Raw genomic sequence first — 21407 nt, forward strand, 5'->3', positions numbered from 1 at the left:
GAACTTAGAGAGATCGTTAAACCCCACTTGTATCAAGACTTGCATCCTCTATAGTGAAGGTGGGTAGAGGGAATCAGCCCAAGTCACGAGCAAAGGCAATACAAGCAAATTTAGTTGTTGGTGCTGTTCTCTCTGTCAACCATCCCGCGGGCAATCTAAAACTAAAACGATACAGGAGGATAAGCGTATGGCACTCGTTCGTTGGGAACCGTTCCGCGAAATCGATGCAATTCAACGCCAAATGAACCGTCTATTCGATGAATTGATTCCCTTGACGGAGCGACGCAGTGATCTGAGTTTTCTGCCTGCTGCAGAACTGGAAGAAACCCCTGAAGCGCTTCTTTTGAAAGTAGAGCTTCCGGGAATGGATCCCAAAGACATTGACGTCCAAGTTACAGCGGAAGCCGTTTCCATTAGTGGCGAACGCAAGTCTGAAACCAAAACTGAAACAGAGGGCATGAAACGGACAGAATTCCGCTATGGCAAATTCCAACGGGTCATTCCTCTGCCAGTTCGGATTCAAAACACCAGTGTTAAAGCTGAATACAAAGATGGCATCCTGCACCTGACCCTGCCGAAAGCGGAAGAAGAGAAAAACCGCGTCGTCAAAGTGAGCCTTGCCTAATCTGCCCCGTTTTAGGCCAAAGGGTCAAGGTTCTTGAACAAATAATGACGATCCCCCAGTAATGGGGGATTTTTTTGAGTTTCAGTGAATGGGAGAAAAAACTATGAAGCTAAGGCCACCTCAACCAGTTGTTGCAATTCACCACTTTGGTATAGCTCGATGAGAATATCGGAGCCGCCAATGAACTCGCCGTTGATAAACACTTGGGGAATCGTTGGCCAGTTGGAATACTCCTTAATCCCTTGACGAATCTCAAAATCCTCAAGGACATCCACTGTCTCATAGGGGACGCCGAGGGCATTCAAAATTTGCACCGCATTGTTAGAAAAACCGCATTGGGGCATCAGCTTGCTCCCCTTCATGAAAACAATAATCTTGTTGCTCTTGACGAGGTTATCAATTTTGGCGTGGAGTTCGGGTGTCATCGTTCGCTTTTCCTCTTGAGTTGACCAGTTACAAAATTGCATTCTAAATCACTGACGTTGTGCCCATTGTTCGGGAGTATAGGTCTTCAGGGCCAGGGCGTGGAGTTCATTGCTGGCCATGAGATCCTTGAGGCTGCTATAGACCAATTGGTGCTGCTGCACCAGTCGCTTCCCCTCAAAGGCGGCAGAGACCACTACAGCTTCGTAATGATCGCCACCCCCCGTTAAATCCTGCACTTGCACAAAGGCATCGGGTAAGCGGGATTGAATTAAGGTGGTCAGTTGTTCAGGAGTAACCATAGATAATCATTTATTTTCGCTGGAATCGATAACTTACTGAGTCTATTCTTTTTAGTGTATCGCTAAATGTTAAGTTGTTGGGGTCTGGAGGGGCTGACACTGACGAAGGGCACGCACCAATTCCTCAAGGCGAATAGGCTTGCTCACATAATCGTCCATGCCTGCGTCGAGACAAAGCTGGCGATCGCTCTCCATGGCATTGGCGGTCATGGCAATAATTCGCGGACGGGGTTTCTTGAGCCCTTGAAACAGTTGAGTCACTTCTCGGGTAGCCGTAATGCCATCCATCTCCGGCATTTGCATATCCATCAAAATTACATCGTAGGGTTGCCGCTGCACCGCATCCAGGACCTCCAAGCCGTTGGCCGCAATATCGCCGCGATAGCCCAACTTTTCCAAAATCCGCAACGCCACCATCTGGTTGACCTTGTTATCTTCAGCCACCAGAATGCGCAGGGGCGGTAATTCTGCTTTTAGGTGTTCAAAGGATGGTGCCGCCGCTGGTTTGGGGGATACCGTTTTCTGCTTTTCGCAAAATAAACTGTTGAGGGCATTGTATAGTGTCGATTGTTTCACAGGCTTGCTAATCAGGCTGGAAAATAGAGCCTTTTCTGACTCCGTTAGGGTATTTCCCAAGGAGGTCAGTAGGATCAGGGGCAATTCACCATAGGCTGCGCGAATTTGGCGAGCAAGGGTAACCCCATCCATCTCAGGCATTTGTAGGTCTAGAATGGCCAGATCCACCCACCCTTGTTGTTGGAGGAGGGCAAGGGCACTGGGGCCACTCTCTGCCACAAGGGGTTGCATTTTCCATTTTTTGATTTGTAGCGCTAAAATTTGGCGGTTGGTTGCATTATCGTCGACAATAAGAACGCGGCGATTTTCAAGGTAACAAGTGTCATCAGTTGGCTCTGGTGCTGGATTCGGATTGAGCAAAAACCGTGCTGTAAAGTAAAAAACTGATCCGCTCTCGGCTATTGGAATTGACTCGTAGACCGCCAGGGGTGTGCCGCCTACAACGAGAGATTCTCCCGTCTTTTTGCTTTCTACCCAAATTTGCCCCCCCATCCGCTCCACCAGACGTTGGCAGATCACTAAACCCAGTCCAGTGCCGCCATACTGGCGAGTGGTTGAGGCATCCACTTGGCTAAAGGGCTTGAAAAGGCGATTCATACCGGCTGCAGAAATACCGATGCCCGTATCCTGAATAGCAAATAAATAGGAATAATATGAGGGCATAAATTCATACTGGCTCATCGGCATTGGTTTTGCCTTTACGTAAAGTGTGACATTGCCCTTTTGGGTAAACTTGATGGCATTGCCGATGAGATTGACAAGCACCTGTCGCAGCCGTCCCATGTCGCCAATGACAGCGCAAGGAACCCCTGAATCTATGTGGGCAGCCAGTTCGACCTCGCGTTCGGCGGCACGGCTTGCCAGCAGATCTAGGACCTCTTCGACGCAAGTGCGCAGATTAAAGGGATAGCTCTCCAGCTCTAACTTGCCGGACTCAATTTTCGAGAAATCGAGAATATCGTTGATCACTCCTAGCAGTGCATCACCACTGAGGCGAATGGTATTGACAAACTCCTGCTGTTGGGGATTGAGGGGGGTGTCGAGCAGCAATCCGGTCAGACCAATGATGGCGTTCATGGGAGTGCGAATTTCATGGCTCATGGTGGCCAAAAACTCGCTCTTGGCACGGCTGGCTTCCTCGGCGGCTTGACGCGCTACCTCTAGAAGTTCCTGTTGCTGCATCATTTGTGAGATATCTTCCCAGGTACCGACAAAACTATCTGTGGCGCTGCTTTCCTGGAGGGGAATGATGCGGGCATTAATCCAGTGACTGCTGCTGTCGTTGTGGACAATCCGGAATCTTTCGTGAAAAGGTACTCTTTTTTGCTGGCATGCTGCCCAGGCTTTCAAGACGCGATCGCGATCCTCAGGATGGAGACGTTCTATCCACTGCTGTTGAGCTTCCTCTAGGTTGTGGACCTGCAACAGTTGCAGTAACCGCTGGTTGAGAAATGTCGGTTGTCCTTGGGCATCAAGGGTAAAAATCCCCACAGGTGCCATTTCACTGACACTGCGAAAGCGGGCGTTACTTGTTTCCAATAGCTTCTGTAGGCTACGTTTGCGTTGGCGATCGCGGGTGATGAGTAGGACAGCGACGGCTGCCAAAATGCAGAGTGCAGTAAAGGAGACCAGGAAGTCTCGATTTAAATGGTCGAGGTATTGTTCTAGGGCGCTGCTGGGTAGGAATCCAATCAACCACCAACGGACGTTACTTTGGCGGCGAGAGGAATGAGCACTCCTCTCAGCAGAGATCCAGTTCTCTTGCAACAGAGAAAAACTCTGAAAGACAAATAAGCCATCGGGGCCAAACAGGCCGCCCCTCAACTGATGTTGCATTTGCTGCCACAGGAGGGGATATTGATGGCGGACAGTGAACTGCCGTCGCTCAGGAAAATCGAATCCCCACTGCTCCCTAATATCTTCGCCGAGGAGCCAATACCCTTGATCGTCTGCAACCAGGCACCACCCCATTTGTATGTTGCACCGGCTGAGGAGGTTATTGAAAAGATGGTTGAGTTGGTAACGGACAACTAGGACGCCCTTGGGTGCGGACTGATGGTACAGAGGGACCCCAATGTAGAGCACAGGGAAAGGCAAACCCGAGCTTTTTGTGGCGGTGACCTCCACAGGGGAGACAAAGACTTGATCAGGAGTTAATTCCCGCAGGATCGGCCAGTAGGAGTTAATGGCTTTCACCGTAGAGGGAGGATCACTTTGGGGTGTGCTAGTCCACTGAAAACGGATTCTGCCCCTGGTGTCCAACACATAGAGTTGATCGTAGTGTTCCTTTAGGCGGTGCCACTGATCTACCAGTTCCTGCACTTCTTCAGCTAGCTCCCCTTGGGAGGGGCTATCAATGAGCTCGTGCCAGAGATGAAAGCTACCCAAACCCTTAGGATCAGTGACAGCATCATCAATGTCATTTGCTATTGTCAACTGGATTTCCTCTAGTTTGCCTTCCTGTCCTACTCGAAAATCCTTGAAAAGCGCCTGCCGTTGCCCAACGTAAAGTGGCGTCAAAAGAGCAGCAATCACGGCGGTTGTCGGCAAAAAAAGCTGAATGAAGGAGAGCAAAGGAAAGCGAAACATGAAGATTCTCACCCGCGGTGACGATTCTTTTGAGAGGGAACTGCCGATGCAACACTCATCAAATAGTGTATCGTGGGGAATGGAGTGATGGTTGAGTTCAGATCGAGCAATGATTGAGCCTTTACTATGCGGGATTGTTTTAGGGCTGATTCCAGTGACGTTGGCAGGGTTATTCTTTGCTGCGTACCAACAATACAAGCGGGGCAGCCAGCTTGAACTCTAGGGCCTTGCCCAAAACACGATTTGCGAAGGTCACTCCTGACTATGGCTTTACCGATTGTTGCTGTCGTTGGTCGCCCCAATGTGGGCAAATCAACGTTTGTTAACCGCCTTGCCGGTGAACGGGATGCCATTGTCCACGATGAACCGGGAGTAACCCGCGATCGCACCTACCGACCCGCTTTTTGGCAAGATCGGGAATTTCTGGTCGTGGATACCGGGGGCTTAGTGTTTGATGATGACAGTGACTTTTTGCCCCTGATTCGTCAGCAGGCAGAGCTTGCCCTTCAGGAGGCCACGGCAGCAATTTTCGTCGTGGATGGTCAAGCAGGGCCTACGGCGCTCGACTATGAGATTGCTGCCTGGTTGCGCCAGCTTTCCCTACCGGTTTTAGTGGCGGTGAATAAATGCGAGTCGCGTCAAATGGGTCAGGTACAGGCGGCGGAGTTTTGGTCCCTGGGCCTGGGAGAGCCCTACCCGATTTCTAGTATCCACGGCAGCGGTACGGGGGAGTTGCTGGATCAATTGATTACCTACTTGCCAGCGGGGGAAACGCTTCCCGAGGCGCCGGAGATTCAGGTGGCCATTGCGGGGCGTCCTAATGTGGGTAAATCCAGCTTGCTCAATGCCCTAATTGGGAGCGATCGCGCCATTGTCAGTCCGATTTCAGGGACCACCCGCGACGCCATTGACACAGTCATTGAACACGGGGGCACCCAGTACCGCTTCATTGATACCGCTGGCATTCGGAAACGGACTCATGTGGCCTATGGGCCCGAGATGTTTAGTGTCCATCGTGCCTTTAAGGCCATTCACCGCTCCGATGTGGTGCTGTTGGTTTTGGATGCCCTTGAAGAGATTACCGAACAGGATCAACGCTTGGCAGGGCACATTGCCGATCAGGGGCGTGCCTGTGTGCTGATTGTCAACAAGTGGGATGCTGTCCTCGACAAAGATACCTATACCATTAACGCTTATCGCGATCGCCTATATCAGCGGCTGCATTTTCTGGAGTGGGCAGATGCCCTCTTTGTCAGTGCCCATACGGGTCAACGCCTTGAGAAAATTTTTGCAGCGGTGGATGCGGCGGTTGAACAACATCGTCGCCGAGTCACTACAGCAGTGGTCAATGACGTCATTCAAGAAGCCCTCCACTGGCATACTCCCCCCGCCACTCGCCAAGGCCGCCAAGGCAAAATCTACTACGCCACTCAAGTTGCCACCCAACCGCCAACATTTGCGATTTTTGTCAACGATGCCAAACTCTTCAAGGAGAACTATCGCCGCTACATTGAGAGCCAAATTCGTCAGCAGCTAGGATTTCGGGGTACCCCCATTCGCCTCCTTTGGCGGAGCAAGAAACCTCGTGAAGCCGCGGAGTTGGTTGCCCGTTAGGGCTGGCGTTCAACTCTTTTCACCAAACGAAATTTTCCGCTTTGGCCATCGTCACTCATCTCAATCTGACCGACGTAAAAGAAGCGTTGCAGGACCTCTCCTTGAGGTGTAAAGCGAATTTCTCCAAGGGGAGTTTCATAAACTCCCTTGAGAATCTCTTGGTTCAAGGCCTGACGCAAATCCGCCAGGGGCAATTCCGACAAGTTCTTTGCTTGGGAAAGGCGGGCTAAGGAGTCCGCGAAGACCTGAACTGCCGTAAAGGCTTGGGCACTGAACTGAGAGGGGGCTTGGCTATATTTGGCTGCAAAGGCGTTGCGGAACTTGACGTTCATCGGATCGGGGTTTTCGGAATTATAGGCCTGCGCCACCAGAACGCCATTACAGAGGCGACGACAAACAGGGAAGATGTTGACGGTATTGACGCCATTCCCCCCCAAAATTAACCCTTGGTAGCCCAGTTCCCGCAGTTGACGAATGAGGTTACCGCCGTCCGCTGCTAGGCCAGAGATGACAATTAAGTCCGGTTTGAGGCTGAGGGTGGCATTGATTTGGGCTTGGAAATTCGTATCAGTGGTTTGGGTTTGCTGGACAGTCACCAGTTCAAGCTTGGGATGCTCACGAATGGCTTTTTGAAAGATCTCGGTTTCTGAGCGACTAAAGGCATCATCTTGGGCAAAGAAGACAGCCACTCGGCGAATGTTGGGGTTAATCTCAAGGGCCGCTTGAATCGCCGTGGGCGCCACCACCTCCACCCCTGCGGAGACGCGACTAATGAAGGCACCCATTTCAGGAATGCCACGGGCTGTATTGGAGGGAGCGACAACCGGTACACCCGCTTGCTCGGCAATGGGATCGGCACTAAAGGCTTGCTGCGAGAGGGTAGGGCCAACAATCCCAATCACGCGATCGCCATTGATCAAGGTTTGAAAAACGTTCACTGCCCCGGCCTCATCACTGCCGGTATCCTGAATCACCAGCCGCAGGGTCCGCCCCTTGATCTGGCCTGATTGATTAAAAAATTCCTCGGCGACTCGCACCCCCTGTAGTTGCTCTTGGCCATAGAGAGCCGCATTACCTGTTTGGGCGAGGGCAACCCCCAGGGGCAATGCATTGCTGTTTACTGAGGGAGACTCGGTGGCCGTACAACCACTGAGGGCGATCGCCCCCAGTGCAAGCATGAACCAGGGAGACTTCACCACCAATTAGACCCGTGCTTCCAAAGACTTGAGGTATTCTGTATTCACCCCGGACTCGCGCACAAGGGCAATTTTACCGGTGCGGGCAATTTCGCGAATCCCAAATTTATTCAGCATTTGCACTAGGGCAACCATTTTGCCAGGGTCACCGGAGACCTCGATGATGAGCGAATCGTCGGACACATCCACGACCTTAGCGCGGAAAATTTGCACCAATTCCAAGATTTCAGAGCGGGTGCTGGCAGTGGCATTCACCTTCAGGAGCATCAGCTCCCGTTCTACACAGGGAATTGTGGTAATATCCTGCACCTTGAGGACATTGATCAGCTTGTAGAGTTGCTTGGTCAACTGCTCAATGACAGCATCATCTCCAGGCACCACCATCGTAATACGGGAGATGCCAATTTGCTCCGCAGGTCCTACCGCCAAGCTCTCGATGTTAAAGCCACGCCGCGCAAATAGACCGGCAATGCGAGTGAGCACACCCGCCTCATCTTCCACCAAAACCGATAGGGTATGTTTCATAACTGGGATTGAATCCTGCTGCCGTGCTGGGATGCTGGTTCTCTTTAGTTTAGCGGACAAGCCGACACTCTGCGAAGAGGCGATGGCCAATGCGAAAGAGTTCCTGCCCCCTATGCAGATAGCGATCGTCGTAAGTGTGGCTAAATTGCTCTAGCTCCTCGAGACCATCCACCAGTTGATGCAAACAGTAGTAGAGGTGGGCTGCCACCTTGGCGACAGCTGCAGGGTTGGGTTGGGCTTGGAATGCATAGCGGGCACGGGTAAGGGCGCGGCGACAGTCCTGCAGGTAGGTGAGGAACTGCTCCATGAGGTCATCATCAAAGGGATCGGCAGCAAGGGCATCAATCTGCTGGGGGAGCGATCGCAAGACCGCTGCAATAATCCGACGCACGGGCGTGTAGGTGAGGGCCAGCCATTGTTCTAGCTCGCGATCGGCCGCTTGGGAACGCTGAACATCGGGCCTAGCATTTCTTGGCTGGACACGGTGCCGGGCATCATAGGCCCGCCGAGACTGCTCATCCCCCAAAATTTCATAGGCGGCGTTAATGGCCGCCATTCGCTCATGGCGAGAGCGATCGCTGGGATGGTAGTCGGGGTGATACTGCTTGACTAAGCGCCGATAGGCGGCCTTAATCTCGGCTTGGGTGGCCGTTACTGCCACCTGTAGGGTGACGTAGGGATTGGGCTGAGACATGGAAATTGTGGGCAGACCTCTGTATTTAGGTTAAAGTGCTGATTTGGCGGTGTCGAGAAATGGTTATCTATGAAACTGCAAGAACGTCTTGGGGGAGCCAATATCTATCTTGTGGGCATGATGGGTGCTGGTAAAACCACCACGGGTCGCCTCCTGGCCCAACGCTTGGGCTATAGTTTTGTGGATACCGATGCTGTGATTACGGCGTTTCGCCAACGACCGATTCGCGAAATCTTTGCCCAAGAGGGGGAGCCTGCCTTTCGGGAGTTGGAGCAACAGGTCCTAGCACAGGTCTCTAGTTACCATCACTTAGTGGTGGCCACCGGTGGGGGCATTGTCCTCAACCCGATGAACTGGAGTTATCTGCATCACGGTATTGTGGTCTGGCTTCATGTCCCCCTTGCGGTGCTCTGTCAACGCCTGCGCCAAGATCGGGAACGTCCCCTGTTGCAGGAGCAGCCTCTTGAGGAACGCTTGGGTGAACTGCTGCAGGCGCGTCAACACCTCTATGCTCAGGCAGATTTAGAGCTCAGGATTACGCTGGAAGATACCCCGGAAACGGTGTGCGATCGCCTGTTGGAAACCCTACCCTGTATCTTGAAACCAATGGAACCATGCTAGAGGTTTTGGCCATTCTTTCAGCGGCCGCAGCAGGGGGACTTCGCCTGGCACTTCCCCTACTGTTGATCGGTCTATTGCAGGGGGAACAACTCTGGTCACAGGTCCCTTTGTTGCGTCACTGTTCCCCCTATTGGGTAGTTGGTGTGCTGGCTGCTTGGTCGTTCCTGGAGATCTTTCTTTCTGGGAACCTCTGGGGCTACCGCTTCATTATCCTTGTGCAACTGTGCTTTAGCCCCCTTGTGGGTGCGCTCCTGGGCATGACGGTGGCAACAGCCACAGATACACCCCAGTGGCTCATTGCTACCTTTAGTGGTCTTTTTGCCTTTGTGTTGCAATTGGTGCAGGTGGGTTGGTTTTATCGCCTAGGGAAGCTACCCCGTTGGGTCATTGTCGGACAGGATATCCTGTGTGCGCTGTTAATTTTATTTGCCCTGAGGGCACCCAAGCAGGGCGGGTTGATTGCCTTACTCCTGTTGTGGTTGGCCGTTCGCAGTGCTAAGGATTGGCAGCAACGACATCGCTACTCCCGTCGCCGCCGCCTAAATTCTTAGGACTTGTGCTAGAGTCTCTCTAGCGTGGCAGGAGGATGGGGATGTGAAGCGACAGGTATTCGTTGCAATAGCAATGATGAGTGGGGCGATCGCTAGCCCTACCGCCTTTGCCATGCCTGCCTCCATGCAACAACTTCTGCAAACCAATGCTTGTCCCGGCTGTGATCTGCGGAATGTTGATTTGCGCGGCTATAACTTGGCGGGGGCCAATTTGCGCGGTGCCAATCTTCAGGGCGCCAACCTCCAGGATACCAACCTCATGGTGGCCAATTTGGTAGGGGCAAATCTGAGTCATGCTAACCTCACCGCCGCCTATTTAGAACGAGCCAACCTAGAAGAGGCCAATCTCAGTGGTGCTAACCTTAGCCGTGCAATTTTGCGCCATAGTCATGCTCGCCGTGCCAATTTCAGCAACAGCAACTTAACGGGAGCCGATGTCCGCTATGGGGATTTTCGCCGCGCCCATCTCAACGGCGCTACCTTTGAGCAAGCCAATATGCAGTGGGCACGGTTAGACAATGCCACTGTCGGTCAGACCAACTTTAGGGATGCTTACCGTCCCCGTATGCCCTATCGCCTCAATCTCCCCTAAAGGCGGGGGTGGCACCCATCAGTTCGTAGGGAACCTTGGTGCCCCCAAGGCCACAGTAGCCATTCACATTGCGCTGTAGGTATTGCTGGTGGTAGGGTTCGGCAAAGTAGAATTCAGGCGCCGGTAGAATTTCAGTGGTGATCGTGCCATAGCCAGCGGCTGTTAGGGCTGCTTGGTAGCGATCGCGACTGGCCTCGGCAAGGGCTTTTTGCTCAGGGGAATAGTAGTAGATACCGGAGCGATACTGCGTCCCCACATCATTGCCTTGGCGCATGCCTTGGGTGGGGTCATGGTTTTCCCAAAAGACCTTGAGCAATTCCTCATAGCTGACTATCTGGGGGTCAAAGACCACCCGCACGACCTCATTGTGACCTGTCATGCCCGTGCACACCTCTTCATAGGTGGGATTGGGGGTATAGCCGCCTGCATAGCCCACAGCAGTAACATAGACCCCCGGCACCTGCCAAAACTTGCGCTCAGCCCCCCAAAAGCAGCCCATGCCAAACATCGCTAACTCCATGCCTTCGGGATAGGGAGGGGTGAGGGGATGACCATTAACCAAGTGAGCCTTTGGCACGGGCATTGGTTCTGCTCGGCCGGGTAAAGCCTCACTGGGGCTAGGCATTGTCAACTTTTTGTTTTTGAATCCGAAGAATCCCATGATTGATGTGCCCTCGATAGTTCACGACGCTTTATATATTCTGACGAGCTTTGGGTGAATCATGCGAGGATGGACTACCCTCTCAAGCTTTAGTTGGCTGCTTGCTGACGCTCCCATTCCCTTAAGGGGCGCTGGAGGGCATTTCTGAGATCAAGGGGAACGAGGGTTACCGTCATTTTTTGCCGTGGTGCTGCGGGAGGGTCAATTTCGGCGTAGAGTTTGAGGCCGTCAAAGGTGGTGTCCCCCAAGTGTAAACGGTGCTGCTGGCCGTCTTTGAGGGTGATATCCACAGTGGCCCTGGGGGGAGCAAGGCCATAATCTCTGGCACGTTCAGTAGGTACATCGAGGGAGCGATCGCGCTGACCCGTGGCCAATAGGTTTAATAAGAAGACAACCGTACCCTCTTGCGCGGGGATTTGTTTTTCCCGATCAATCACCCAGTTGCCTGTAGCCAGCTTTTTCAAGTTCAAGCTGTAGTCAGGGGCAATAATTTTCAGTGCCACAACATCCGCCTCTTGGAAGTGGAAGAGGGGTTTCTTGATGGGCGTATCACTACGGTTGGGATTGGGCAGTTGTTGCTCAAACAGCAAGAGACCGCCGCCTAAGATGGCCGCCGTTGTTAAAAGAACTAGCGTTTTTGTGCGGATGCCACTTGCCATTAGCGACCCAATTATCAGCCCATTGATAGGGGAGACGTTCAACTCCCTTGGCGCAGCCTATCGAGGACTGAGCGATCCTCCAAGGTTGAAGTATCGCCAACTACCTCTTGACCTGCGGCTAGGGAACGGAGCAGCCGCCGCATGATTTTGCCTGACCGTGTCTTGGGTAGGGCATCGGTAAAGCGAATCTCCGCTGGACGTGCCAAGGCACCAATTTCATTGACAACGTGTTGCTTTAATTCCTGTTGGAGGGCATCACTGGGGGTCGCCGATCCTTCAAGAATCACAAAAGCAACGATCTCTTCCCCTTTGACCTCGTCGGGTTTACCCACAACGGCGGCTTCAGCAACGGCAGGGTGGGAGACCAATGCCGATTCAATTTCCATGGTGCCCAGGCGGTGGCCCGAGACATTGATCACATCGTCAACCCGTCCCATCACCCAAAAGTAGCCATCTTCATCCCTGCGGGCACCATCGCCGGCAAAGTAAAAATACTGACCATCGCGAGGGGGAATGTGCTCCCAATAGGTGCGGCGGAAGCGATCGGGATCCCCATACACCGTGCGCATCATCCCCGGCCAAGGATGACGAATGACCAGATAGCCACCCTCATTGACGCCGACCGGGTTGCCCTCAAGGTCCACGACATCGGCGAGAATCCCCGGAAAGGGCTTGCTAGCAGAGCCGGGCTTCATAGGAAGTGCCCCCGGCAGTGAGGTGATCATGTGACCCCCGGTTTCCGTTTGCCACCAGGTATCCACAATCGGGCAGCGCTCACCGCCGATGACGCGGTAGTACCACATCCATGCTTCGGGGTTGATGGGTTCACCCACGGTTCCCAAAAGGCGTAGGGAGGAGAGGTCGCGCGCCCGCGGCAAGTGTTCACCCATTTTGATGAAGGCACGAATAGCAGTGGGAGCCGTGTAAAAAATCGTCACCCCATACTTCTCAATCACATCCCAGAAGCAACCGGGGTTGGAGGGGCGGGGTGCCCCTTCATACATGAGGGTGGTGGCACCATTGGACAGCGGCCCATAGACAATATAGCTGTGACCCGTAATCCAGCCAACATCGGCGGTACACCAATAGACATCGGTATCTTGGAGGTCAAAGACCCATTGAGTGGTGATATGGGTGTAGAGGTTGTATCCTGCGGTGGTGTGGACAACACCCTTGGGTTTGCCGGTGGAGCCGGAGGTGTAAAGGATAAAGAGTAAATCCTCGCTGTCCATAGGTTCGGCAGGACAGTCGGCACTGACTCCCTTTTGCAAATCGTGCCACCAGTGATCGCGACCGGGCACCATGGTTACTGGCTGCTGGGTGCGCTGCACCACCAAGACATTTTCAACGCTGGGAACGCCTTGATGGGCAAGGGCTTTATCCACCTGATCTTTCAGGGGTACAATGGCATCTTTACGCCAGCCACCGTCAGCGGTAACAACCAGTTTGGCTTGGGCATCAATGAGGCGATCGCGCAAGGCTTCAGCACTAAAACCGCCAAAGACCACTGAGTGGGGCGCACCAATGCGCGCACAGGCCAACATGGCAATGGCTGCCTCTGGAATCATCGGCATATAAATACCAACGCGATCGCCCTTTTTCACCCCTAGTTGCTTGAGAACATTGGCAAATTGGCACACCTCACGGTGCAGTTGGGCATAGGTGAGAGTGCGGCTATCACCGGGTTCGCCTTCCCAGATTAAGGCGGCTTTATTCTTGCGCCATGTTTTGAGGTGGCGATCCAAGCAGTTGTAGGTGATGTTGATTTTGCCATTGACAAACCACTTGGCATTGGGCGGCTGCCAATCCAGTACTTGCTCCCAAGGTTGAAACCACTCTAGCTCCTGCTGGGCAAGCTCTCCCCAAAAAGCGGCGGGATCAGCTTTTGCCTTTTCGTAGAGGGCATTGTAGGCCTCAAGGGAATGAATCCGCGCCTTGGCCACAAAATCATCGGGGGGATAAAAAAGGCGGTTTTCCTGAAGAATCGACTCAATCGTGGGATGACTCATCCGTTTTATCCGTGGCAGCAGGATCTATCATAAGGGGCGATCGCCTCACCCCTTGCTATCCCCGCTGAATCCAATCCAAACCAATTCCCCGGGCCATCATGGCTGCTAAGAAGGGAATGGCACTGAGAAAGGCCAATTCAGCCCGAATCACCCAGGTCAAACGCTGCACCGTCGGCAATTCCAGGGTTGGGGCTTTCTCTTCCCGCAGCGGTTTAATCCACAGTAGGAACGAGATCGTCGGATACAGCGACAATAACCCCACTAAAATAAATAAGCCCACTTTCAGGTGAAAGACGGGGTTACCTAAATAGTATTCAGTCCCTTTGCCAAAATAGAGAACCCGCAAAATACCGGTCACAAGAACGGTAACCGCAGCAATGCCATAGAGGGCATCAGTAATCACCAATCGCCAAGCCTGTTTAAGATCTAAATCCTTGCGCAGGGTCAAGTGTTCGACTACGAGGGCAGCAAAGGCTACCATAAAGCTGAGGTAATGCAGGTAGGCGATCGCAGCACTGCTCCAAAGGGCGTTCATCCGAAGTGTTCCTTGGCGACTAAGGGAGTTTGCAAAAAGGGCTGTACTAATCCTAGGGGGCAGCCTCGGCATGCGCAAGGGCCAGCCCCACGAGTTTTTAGGCTTTAGCCACGGCGCAGATCTTTGGCCATGGCGCGAAAGAGATCTAAGCTGGGATCTCTGCGGCGGCGTTCCTCTTCTTCCACCGCAGGGGGGATGACATCACTGACACTGGGTTCGGGTTTGCCTTTGTTTTCGGCCTCGGGATTCACCTTTTCAAGGGAGGAGACCAACTCCACCACTTCGACTTCTTCTTTGGCACCGCCAGTTGCAGGGAACGTTTTTTTCACGACCTTGGCGGTGCGCATGTACTCAATGTTGCCGTAGGTCTTGGCTTCATCGGGATCGAGAAAAAAATCTTTGCTGGGCCGGGCATCAGCTTGCGTGCCCCGCCGGAAAAGGCCATCAAAGAGTCCCATAGCGCAATTGTTACCTTTTGTGAAGAAACCGCTGATCAGTTTACAATAAAAGCCCAAGGAGGGGCTATCAGAATTCCGCAAGGGCGTGGCGATCGCTAACTGTAGTGTCAGTTGTTATCCCCTTGGCTCCCCAACCCTTGGCTGCTCATGGTAGGTTAACGGTGGAAATGCCAGAGGATGCAGGACCATGCCAGCCAAAACTAAAGGAGAGTCGCTCGTCCGCTTGCTGAATGTTGGCAAAGCCTACCGTCAGCCCAACGGTCAGGTCATTAGCATTATGGAAAATATTAACCTGGAGTTGCGCACGGGGGAAATTGTTGCCCTCTTGGGGCCCTCAGGATCGGGTAAGTCAACCCTAATGCGCATTATTACAGGTTTAGTTGCACCTACGTCTGGGCAGGTCTTGTACCGCGAGCAGCCAATGCAGGGTTTGAATCCGGGAGCCGCCATCGTCTTTCAAAGTTCGGCGCTCTATCCGTGGCTAACCGTTTTGGAAAATGTGGAACTGGGGCTAAAGGCCTTGGGAGAAGGCCCACATGAAGGCGCACATGAAGGTCAACATTTTGTAACAGCGCTAGGCCGCTGACTGCTGCAACAGTTGTACAATTGGCAACTCAGTAATGTCCCTGCCCAGCAGGGGCTGCACCTGTTCCAAAATAGAGAAAATTTCTTGGCGGCAGTTCCATTGGGAGTTCTCACCGTACTGAAGAGTGAGGTGTGTCAAAACTTCCAAAGCATAGTCAGGAAAGTCTAGTGCATCCGCGATCGCTGCCAGTTTTAGTAGGTGTACTGGCGTTTGTAGGTGAGCATTTTGCAGCTGTTGATCATGACCGAGTAAATCTCGCAGGTAAATGGCATCTGCCCATAGAAGTTGACCTGATCGTCGTTGAGACTGTAAAGGTGAGAGGTAGCGCGGCAAGCGGCACCAACCATCATTAGTCAGCAGGTCAAAGAGCACAAAGCCTCGCGCACGTAAGTAAGCATCAATGTCGCTAAATAGGGGTTGACCTTTGTAGACCTGTGAGAACTCCACTTCAATAACAATACCTAAAGTAGTTGCAGCTAAAAGATGCTCCCCACCTTGCAAAACATCAAGATCGGCACCTTGAACATCCACTTGGAGAACATCCACGCTCTCTAGTCCCTCCGCTTGGGCAAAAGCGCTCAGGGTGGTTGTTTCCACCTGCACAGTCGCCTCAATATTCAAACTGGGATTAAATCCTTGAAAGCGGGATGTATAGCTTGAATTGGGCTCATAGAGAGAGCTGCAGTGGGTTGCGCGCGTAATATAAAGGGTTGCTTCCCCCACTGCTTTACCAAGGGCAAGGGGATAGTGCCGCTCAAACCAATCGATTCCTTGGGCTTCGAGGGCAGCATTTGCCTCATCGCAAGCCTCCGGGTCCGCGTCAAAGCCATAAATCTTTAGGTTAGGAGCAAAAATATGCCACGGGGATTGAGCATAATTATCCTCACGGTAAATTTTGCGAGAACCCACAATGCATAGGGTCAAGGAAATAGGATCGAGCTTCCCTGCACTTTTCAGCGTATTGTTAATAAGTCCCATAGCGCAGTAGACAGTGTACAGCTGACCTAGGATTCTAAATCATGTTTCAAGACGGGGTCTATTTTCTCAAGCCTAGCTATCTAGGCTAGATAGCTGCTCCAACATAATTGCTTAATTGATGTTCTAATTTTTATCCCCTTGGCTCCCCAACCCTTGGCTGCTCATGGTAGGTTAACGGTGGAAATGCCAGAGGATGCAGGACCATGCCAGCCAAAACTAAAGGAGAGTCGCTTGTCCGCTTGCTGAATGTTGGCAAAGCCTACCGTCAGCCCAACGGTCAGGTCATTAGCATTATGGAAAATATTAACCTGGAGTTGCGCACGGGGGAAATTGTTGCCCTCTTGGGGCCCTCAGGATCGGGTAAGTCAACCCTAATGCGCATTATTACAGGTTTAGTTGCACCTACGTCTGGGCAGGTCTTGTACCGCGAGCAGCCAATGCAGGGTTTGAATCCGGGAGCCGCCATCGTCTTTCAAAGTTCGGCGCTCTATCCGTGGCTAACCGTTTTGGAAAATGTGGAACTGGGGCTAAAGGCCTTGGGAGAAGGCCCGCGATCGCGCCGCCGCAAGGCACTGCGGATGATTGATATTATTGGCTTGGATGGCTTTGAAAACGCCTACCCCAAGGAACTGTCGGGGGGCATGCGGCAGCGGGTGGGATTTGCCCGGGCTTTGGCAGTGGAGCCGGAACTCCTGTGCATGGATGAGCCATTTTCGGCCTTGGACGTGCTGACGGCGGAGAACCTGCGTTTTGAACTTCTTGATCTGTGGCTAGAGCACAAAATTCCTACCCAGAGCATTTTGATTGTCACCCACCACATTGAAGAGGCCGTCATTCTCGCCGATCGTATTATTGTTTTGGGGAGCAACCCCGGTCGCGTCCGCGCTGATTTTCCAGTCACCCTGCCCCACTATCGCGATCGCAAGACGCCGGAGTTTCAAGCCACCGTGGATCGCATCTATAAAATTCTCACTAACCCCCATGTAGATGAATTGGAGGAACTAGAACCCAGGCCGACTACCGTTGCCAGCAGTCAGGAACCCCGTTATCCATTGCTGCCCCATGTGCGCATTGGTTCGATCGCCGGTCTATTGGAACTCCTAGAACACCGCAAAGAAGACCTCTACCGCATTGCCCAGGAGTTGCAATTGGAGCTAGACGATATTCTGCCCATTGTCGAAGCTGCCCAGATGATGGAACTGGTGGAGCTGAAGGAGGGGGATATCAGTGTGACCCCTATTGGCAATGCCTTTATTCAGGGGGACATTGACCAGCGCAAGCTGATTATTCGTCAGCAACTCCTCAAGCATATCCGCCTTGTGCAGCAAATCCATACTTTTCTGATGGCTAAGCAAAACCACCGCATTCCCGAAAGTTTGGTGCTGGATATTTTAGAGCGGCACTTTACGCCGCAGGAGGCCGAGCGCCAGCTCAATACCGCCATTGACTGGGGACGCTATGCCGAACTCTTTGGCTATGACGAACCATCTAAGGAAATTTTCCTTGAAGTCAGTGAACCAGAAGAGCCATTGTCCCTTGAAACGACGGCTGTTTGACAACCGCCTACGGAGCCTGCCCTTGGCTAAATTCCTCTAGGGCTTCCAGGACGTGGGTAGCATACATCAGGGCAGGACCGCCGTCCATGGCTACCGTGACCATCAGGGTTTCCATAATTTCCTCAGGGGTTGCGCCCGCCTGCAAGGCAGCGCGGGTATGGAACGCGATACAGCCATCGCAATGCTTAGCCACACCAATAGCAAGGGCAATCAACTCCTTGGTTTTCGTGTCAAGGGCACCGGGGATTGAAGAGGCACGACTCAAGCTATAAAAGGCTTTCATGGCGTCGGGCATCGCCGCCGCTAGCTTTGCCGTGTAGGATTTGATGTGGTTAATTTGCTCAGTGTACATCGCTGTTTTCAAACATTTCGTGTTCCCCCTATCATCCCCCATAGGAAGGCTGACGCTGCTGAAATTTCAACGTTTTTTCTTAATTCCTCTTCCTTTGAATTCCTCTTCCTTTGACGGCAAGAACAGCTTGGGGAATGATTGAGGAGTTGGGGATCATTTTGAGCAGAATTTAGGGTTGGCCTATGGGCTTTAGGTGGATGAGCACAACCGGTTTTTTGAGCGGATTGCTCCTGGTGCTGGGATGTCAAGCAGCGACCGTATTGCCAGGAACCCTAAAAACTCCTGGGAAAGTGCCCCCTTTTGCCCCTCGCTCCCTGTACACAACCATTGATGAGTTTGGCCAGCCTCAGTTTCAAGTTGATGGCCGCAAACTATTTCGCGATCGCCCCCTGCCCCCGCACCGCATTAGTACTGTCCCCATAAAGCTGCTGCAGGTGTTGCGCAGCACTCGCCAGTATTTTCAAGACTTTAGTGAAACCGACCCCATTACCCAACGGGAAGGTATTCTGGGGATTCAAGGGGTTACTCTGCCCCAGGTCCTCGACACACTAGATTTCATGATTGCGACGCTCACGGAGGATATCAGCCGCAAGCGCCCGATTCGTTTGCAGGACCCCGCATTTATTAATCAGCACTTTCGTGTCATTCAATGGCTGCCCCACAATCCCCGTAATCCAAACCAAACTGAGGAATTGCGCCTCACCAACTACGCAGTCTTTACCCATCGCGGCTCCCACACCCCCACACAGACATACAATACGGCCCTTTATGCTCTGCCGCCCCGGGTTTCCAATCAACCAGAGGATAGGTTTTATCAGCAACTGACAAAACAACAGGTTCTTGCCGGGATTTTTGAACCGGGGGGTGCCCTCCATGGCCGGGTACAACCTTTGGCCTACCTGACGCGAGCCGCCTTTGAAGATGCCCTCATGCAGGGGACAATTCTTGTGGAATTTACCGATGGCAGTCGCGCCTTTTTTAATGTGGATCGCAACAATGGTCTGCCCTTTGTTAAGGGGGTTTCTCCCTATGAGCAGCAACGCTACTGGTATTTTCGGCAAGTGGCTGCCATTAAGGGCTACGGCAGCACCATTGAGAACAAAATTAATATTGAACCTGAGGTGACGTTTGCTGGAGATGTTTGGAATATCGGTCTTGGGCGAGTGGTGGTGATTGAAGATCGACGGGGTAAACCGCCCCAACTGCGCCTCGGGGTTATTGCCGATACAGGAGGGGCCTTTGCTCCCAATCTCTATCAGTTGGACTTTTTGGCAGGGATTTTTCGCGATCGCCCCACCTACCAAGCAGTTGCCCGGCAATTACCCAATTATGTCCGTGCCTACATTTTGATTAAAAAGCCTGTAAAAAGCAGGAATCAATAAAAAATTATCCTAGCGCTGGCCAAGAAATTTATGGGTTTGGGGGACAACCCGCACATGGGTTAGCCTTGTTTTGAGTTGCCCTTGCCACTTGAGGACTTGGTCAGGGGTGGGTGGGGGAGTACAGCGACCGGTACCTACGGGTGTCACCGGTTGGAGAAAGATGGGGATATGGGGGTTGACACTAGCGACAAGGGCACTGAGCCGATCCAGATCGGCGGGATCAGTAGTGCGGGAAACAATCACTTTGCAAAAGACCTCAACAGGGGCGCGATCGCACAGGCGCAAAAAGACCCCATGGGCTGACCAATGGCATTCACCGCTGACACTGGGGAGCTTGATGTCCATGCCAACACTATCGAGATAGGGAAGAATGAGTTGCAGCGCCTCTGGATGATGTCCGCCAGTCTCAAGGTAGAGGGGCAGGGAGCTATGGGCCTTGAGGAGGGGCAAAAATCGTGCTAGCGTTGCAGCATGGAGCAGGGGCTCGCCGCCGGTGAGGCTAATACTGTCGTGGATTGGCGGAGTATTGAGCCGCTGTACGGCTTCGAGAATATGGGCGGCAGAGACGGGGTTGGGGACGGTTTGAAAGTGGCGATCGCCAGTCTGCTTTTCAATCAGGGCATGGGAGGGAACAAACCATGTATGAGCACTGTCACAATAGGTGCAGCGTAGATCACAGCCTGCCAAGCGAATAAATATCTGCCGACAACCGACATTGGCGCCTTCCCCTTGAATGGCTGAAAAGATCTCCACCAAGGGAAGCGCAATTGCCCCAAGGGAGGAATGATCCTTCGTTTGGTACTCTTTTGCAGAAATCACAGGGGGTAAGCAAGCCTGATCACAATGGAGCCCTCTTCCCGATAGTACCTTAAAGATAGTTAGCGTGTTCAGTAGGTCAATGCTATGTCTGCCCATCGTTTTAGCCTTGCGTGGCTACTCCTCGGTACCTGGGCAATGGGGATAGGTGCCCTGCCAGTCATGCCATCGTTACCTGCTGTTGCCCAAAATTCCTCTAACCCAGCCAGTGAGTTCGATCGCTACATGCAGCGGGGGTATGAACTCACCGCCAAGCGTGACTATCAATCAGCCTTGGTGAATTTCCGCCGTGCCCTCAGTTTGCGTCCTAATAACCGTTATGCCCTCATGGCCATTAGTAATGTCGAGGCCTATCTTGCTCGCGATCGCTACGCTGCCCAATCGAGTCATCGTCTCACCTTTGTGCCCACAAATCGTGGGATGCCCGGGCAACGGATTGCCGGCGCCACTCGCTTTGGTGAATGTACCCAGGGTTCCATGACAAAAATTATTGCTCTTGTTCCCGATAACAACTTGGGTATGACCGCTGTGGCCAATCCCAGTCTCTTTTTCTTTGTCCCCCAAAGCACGGCCACATCTGCGGAACTGATACTCCTTTCAGAAGCTGGAGATCTGCTCCTCAGCCAGCAAGTCCCCCTGAAGGGTAAAGCCGGGATTTTGCCCGTAACTATTGATGCCAGTCAGGCGAAGCTACAACCGGGACAAAAATACCAGTGGATCTTCTCCCTCACCTGTAAGCCCAATGAACCGGATGCCAATCCCTTTGTGACGGGCTGGATTGAGCGGGCTGAGCTAGATAGTAACCTTGCTCGAGTGATGACCACCATGGCACCGGCGGATCGCCTCCCCCTTTTGGTCACCAGTCAACTCTGGAACGATACCTTGGCCACCCTTGTGGAGTTGCAGCAAAGGAATCCTAATAACCCTGTCATCAAACAGCAGTGGCAGGATCTGCTCAAGAGTGCGGGTATTGATCCACAAATTGCCAACATGCCGTTGTTGCAATAAGATCCCCCTGTGGCGGTATTGAGGGCGGCGGGCTGAGGGCAATCCTTAGATCAATGTTGCACTAGGATAGAAGGTAGGCTGCATTATAGGAGCGTGCGC

23 protein-coding genes and 1 pseudogene are annotated in these 21407 nt (G+C 52.7%); 10 read left to right on the forward strand and 14 right to left on the reverse strand.

Features of this window, described 5'->3' with window-relative positions; translation table 11 throughout:
* Positions 1-187 precede the first annotated feature (187 nt).
* Positions 188-625 (forward strand): Hsp20/alpha crystallin family protein, encoded by a 438-nt coding sequence (locus tag TLL_RS04425; RefSeq protein ID WP_011056717.1) that lies wholly within the window; start codon positions 188-190, stop codon positions 623-625.
* A gap of 101 nt (positions 626-726) precedes the next feature.
* Here TLL_RS04425 and grxD read toward each other — a convergent pair whose 3' ends face one another.
* The 3 genes from grxD to TLL_RS04440 all read right to left on the reverse strand — a co-directional run bounded on the left by grxD (position 727) and on the right by TLL_RS04440 (position 4515).
* The gene (grxD, locus tag TLL_RS04430) at positions 727-1050 is read right to left on the reverse strand and encodes a Grx4 family monothiol glutaredoxin (RefSeq protein ID WP_024125804.1); all 324 of its coding nucleotides are present in this window, start codon (positions 1048-1050) and stop codon (positions 727-729) included.
* Positions 1051-1098: 48 nt separating this feature from the next.
* The gene (locus TLL_RS04435; RefSeq protein WP_011056719.1) at positions 1099-1350 is read right to left on the reverse strand and encodes a BolA family protein; all 252 of its coding nucleotides are present in this window, start codon (positions 1348-1350) and stop codon (positions 1099-1101) included.
* Positions 1351-1419: 69 nt separating this feature from the next.
* Entirely contained in the window at positions 1420-4515 is a 3096-nt protein-coding gene (locus TLL_RS04440) for a response regulator (RefSeq protein WP_164920774.1), read from the reverse strand.
* Positions 4516-4624: 109 nt separating this feature from the next.
* Here TLL_RS04440 and petG point away from each other — a divergent pair, with 109 nt between their 5' ends.
* The gene (petG, locus tag TLL_RS04445; protein ID WP_011056721.1) at positions 4625-4738 is read left to right on the forward strand and encodes a cytochrome b6-f complex subunit V; all 114 of its coding nucleotides are present in this window, start codon (positions 4625-4627) and stop codon (positions 4736-4738) included.
* Positions 4739-4779: 41 nt separating this feature from the next.
* Positions 4780-6129 carry a ribosome biogenesis GTPase Der gene (der, locus tag TLL_RS04450; RefSeq protein WP_011056722.1) on the forward strand — a complete coding sequence of 450 codons (1350 nt, stop codon included), beginning with the start codon at positions 4780-4782 and terminating at the stop codon, positions 6127-6129.
* On the opposite strand, the gene TLL_RS04455 is transcribed toward der, so the two are convergent.
* The 3 genes from TLL_RS04455 to TLL_RS04465 are packed head-to-tail and all read right to left on the reverse strand — an operon-like array spanning position 6126 to position 8544.
* A complete protein-coding gene (locus TLL_RS04455) occupies positions 6126-7328 on the reverse strand; it encodes an ABC transporter substrate-binding protein (RefSeq protein ID WP_011056723.1) in 1203 nt (400 codons plus the stop codon). The genes der and TLL_RS04455 overlap by 4 nt on opposite strands.
* Positions 7329-7331: 3 nt before the next feature.
* Positions 7332-7850, reverse strand: a complete 519-nt coding sequence (gene ilvN / locus TLL_RS04460; RefSeq protein WP_011056724.1) for an acetolactate synthase small subunit — start codon at positions 7848-7850, stop codon at positions 7332-7334.
* A 49-nt stretch (positions 7851-7899) separates the two neighbouring features.
* Positions 7900-8544 carry a J domain-containing protein gene (locus TLL_RS04465; protein ID WP_011056725.1) on the reverse strand — a complete coding sequence of 215 codons (645 nt, stop codon included), beginning with the start codon at positions 8542-8544 and terminating at the stop codon, positions 7900-7902.
* Positions 8545-8613: 69 nt separating this feature from the next.
* Here TLL_RS04465 and TLL_RS04470 point away from each other — a divergent pair, with 69 nt between their 5' ends.
* From TLL_RS04470 to TLL_RS04480, 3 genes are read left to right on the forward strand one after another with little or no spacing between them, the layout of a single operon-like run.
* Positions 8614-9165 carry a shikimate kinase gene (locus TLL_RS04470; protein ID WP_011056726.1) on the forward strand — a complete coding sequence of 184 codons (552 nt, stop codon included), beginning with the start codon at positions 8614-8616 and terminating at the stop codon, positions 9163-9165.
* Positions 9159-9716, forward strand: coding sequence for a DUF4126 domain-containing protein (locus TLL_RS04475; protein WP_011056727.1), 558 nt, complete (start codon positions 9159-9161; stop codon positions 9714-9716). Before TLL_RS04470 ends, TLL_RS04475 begins: the two co-directional genes overlap by 7 nt.
* A 43-nt stretch (positions 9717-9759) precedes the next feature.
* A complete protein-coding gene (locus TLL_RS04480; protein ID WP_011056728.1) occupies positions 9760-10308 on the forward strand; it encodes a pentapeptide repeat-containing protein in 549 nt (182 codons plus the stop codon).
* Here the strand turns inward: TLL_RS04480 and msrA are convergent.
* The 5 genes from msrA to TLL_RS04505 all read right to left on the reverse strand — a co-directional run bounded on the left by msrA (position 10295) and on the right by TLL_RS04505 (position 14630).
* Positions 10295-10969, reverse strand: a complete 675-nt coding sequence (gene msrA, locus TLL_RS04485) for a peptide-methionine (S)-S-oxide reductase MsrA (protein WP_011056729.1) — start codon at positions 10967-10969, stop codon at positions 10295-10297. The two genes, TLL_RS04480 and msrA, sit on opposite strands and share 14 nt — an antisense overlap.
* An 89-nt stretch (positions 10970-11058) precedes the next feature.
* Positions 11059-11628 carry a DUF4340 domain-containing protein gene (locus tag TLL_RS04490; RefSeq protein ID WP_011056730.1) on the reverse strand — a complete coding sequence of 190 codons (570 nt, stop codon included), beginning with the start codon at positions 11626-11628 and terminating at the stop codon, positions 11059-11061.
* Positions 11629-11666: 38 nt separating this feature from the next.
* Complete coding sequence (acs, locus tag TLL_RS04495; protein ID WP_011056731.1) at positions 11667-13637, reverse strand: acetate--CoA ligase; 1971 nt, start codon at positions 13635-13637, stop codon at positions 11667-11669.
* A 55-nt stretch (positions 13638-13692) separates the two neighbouring features.
* Positions 13693-14172, reverse strand: a complete 480-nt coding sequence (locus TLL_RS04500; RefSeq protein ID WP_164920775.1) for a DUF2214 family protein — start codon at positions 14170-14172, stop codon at positions 13693-13695.
* Positions 14173-14276: 104 nt separating this feature from the next.
* On the reverse strand, positions 14277-14630 hold the full coding sequence (locus TLL_RS04505) for a hypothetical protein (protein ID WP_011056733.1): 354 nt from the start codon (positions 14628-14630) through the stop codon (positions 14277-14279).
* A 187-nt stretch (positions 14631-14817) separates the two neighbouring features.
* On the opposite strand from TLL_RS04505, the pseudogene TLL_RS04510 reads away from it, so the two are divergent.
* Positions 14818-15210, forward strand: a pseudogene (locus tag TLL_RS04510) (ATP-binding cassette domain-containing protein); the annotation flags it as partial.
* On the opposite strand, the gene TLL_RS04515 reads toward TLL_RS04510, so the two are convergent.
* Positions 15205-16194 carry an FkbM family methyltransferase gene (locus TLL_RS04515; RefSeq protein ID WP_011056735.1) on the reverse strand — a complete coding sequence of 330 codons (990 nt, stop codon included), beginning with the start codon at positions 16192-16194 and terminating at the stop codon, positions 15205-15207. The pseudogene TLL_RS04510 and the gene TLL_RS04515 sit on opposite strands and share 6 nt — an antisense overlap.
* Positions 16195-16397: 203 nt before the next feature.
* Between TLL_RS04515 and TLL_RS04520 the strand changes: the two genes are divergently transcribed.
* A complete protein-coding gene (locus TLL_RS04520) occupies positions 16398-17750 on the forward strand; it encodes an AAA-associated domain-containing protein (RefSeq protein WP_011056736.1) in 1353 nt (450 codons plus the stop codon).
* A 7-nt stretch (positions 17751-17757) separates the two neighbouring features.
* Here the strand turns inward: TLL_RS04520 and TLL_RS04525 are convergent, their stop codons facing one another.
* Positions 17758-18102: a carboxymuconolactone decarboxylase family protein gene (locus tag TLL_RS04525; RefSeq protein WP_231833827.1), complete on the reverse strand. Its 345-nt coding sequence runs from the start codon at positions 18100-18102 to the stop codon at positions 17758-17760.
* A gap of 197 nt (positions 18103-18299) precedes the next feature.
* Here TLL_RS04525 and TLL_RS04530 point away from each other — a divergent pair, with 197 nt between their 5' ends.
* Positions 18300-19484, forward strand: coding sequence for a hypothetical protein (locus tag TLL_RS04530; RefSeq protein WP_164920776.1), 1185 nt, complete (start codon positions 18300-18302; stop codon positions 19482-19484).
* Positions 19485-19493: 9 nt separating this feature from the next.
* Here TLL_RS04530 and TLL_RS04535 read toward each other — a convergent pair whose 3' ends face one another.
* Positions 19494-20399, reverse strand: coding sequence for a 7-carboxy-7-deazaguanine synthase QueE (locus TLL_RS04535; protein ID WP_011056739.1), 906 nt, complete (start codon positions 20397-20399; stop codon positions 19494-19496).
* Here TLL_RS04535 and TLL_RS04540 point away from each other — a divergent pair.
* Complete coding sequence (locus tag TLL_RS04540) at positions 20388-21308, forward strand: DUF928 domain-containing protein (protein ID WP_011056740.1); 921 nt, start codon at positions 20388-20390, stop codon at positions 21306-21308. The two genes, TLL_RS04535 and TLL_RS04540, sit on opposite strands and share 12 nt — an antisense overlap.
* Positions 21309-21407 lie beyond the last annotated feature (99 nt).

Source organism: Thermosynechococcus vestitus BP-1, from assembly GCF_000011345.1.
Lineage (GTDB): Bacteria > Cyanobacteriota > Cyanobacteriia > Thermosynechococcales > Thermosynechococcaceae > Thermosynechococcus > Thermosynechococcus vestitus.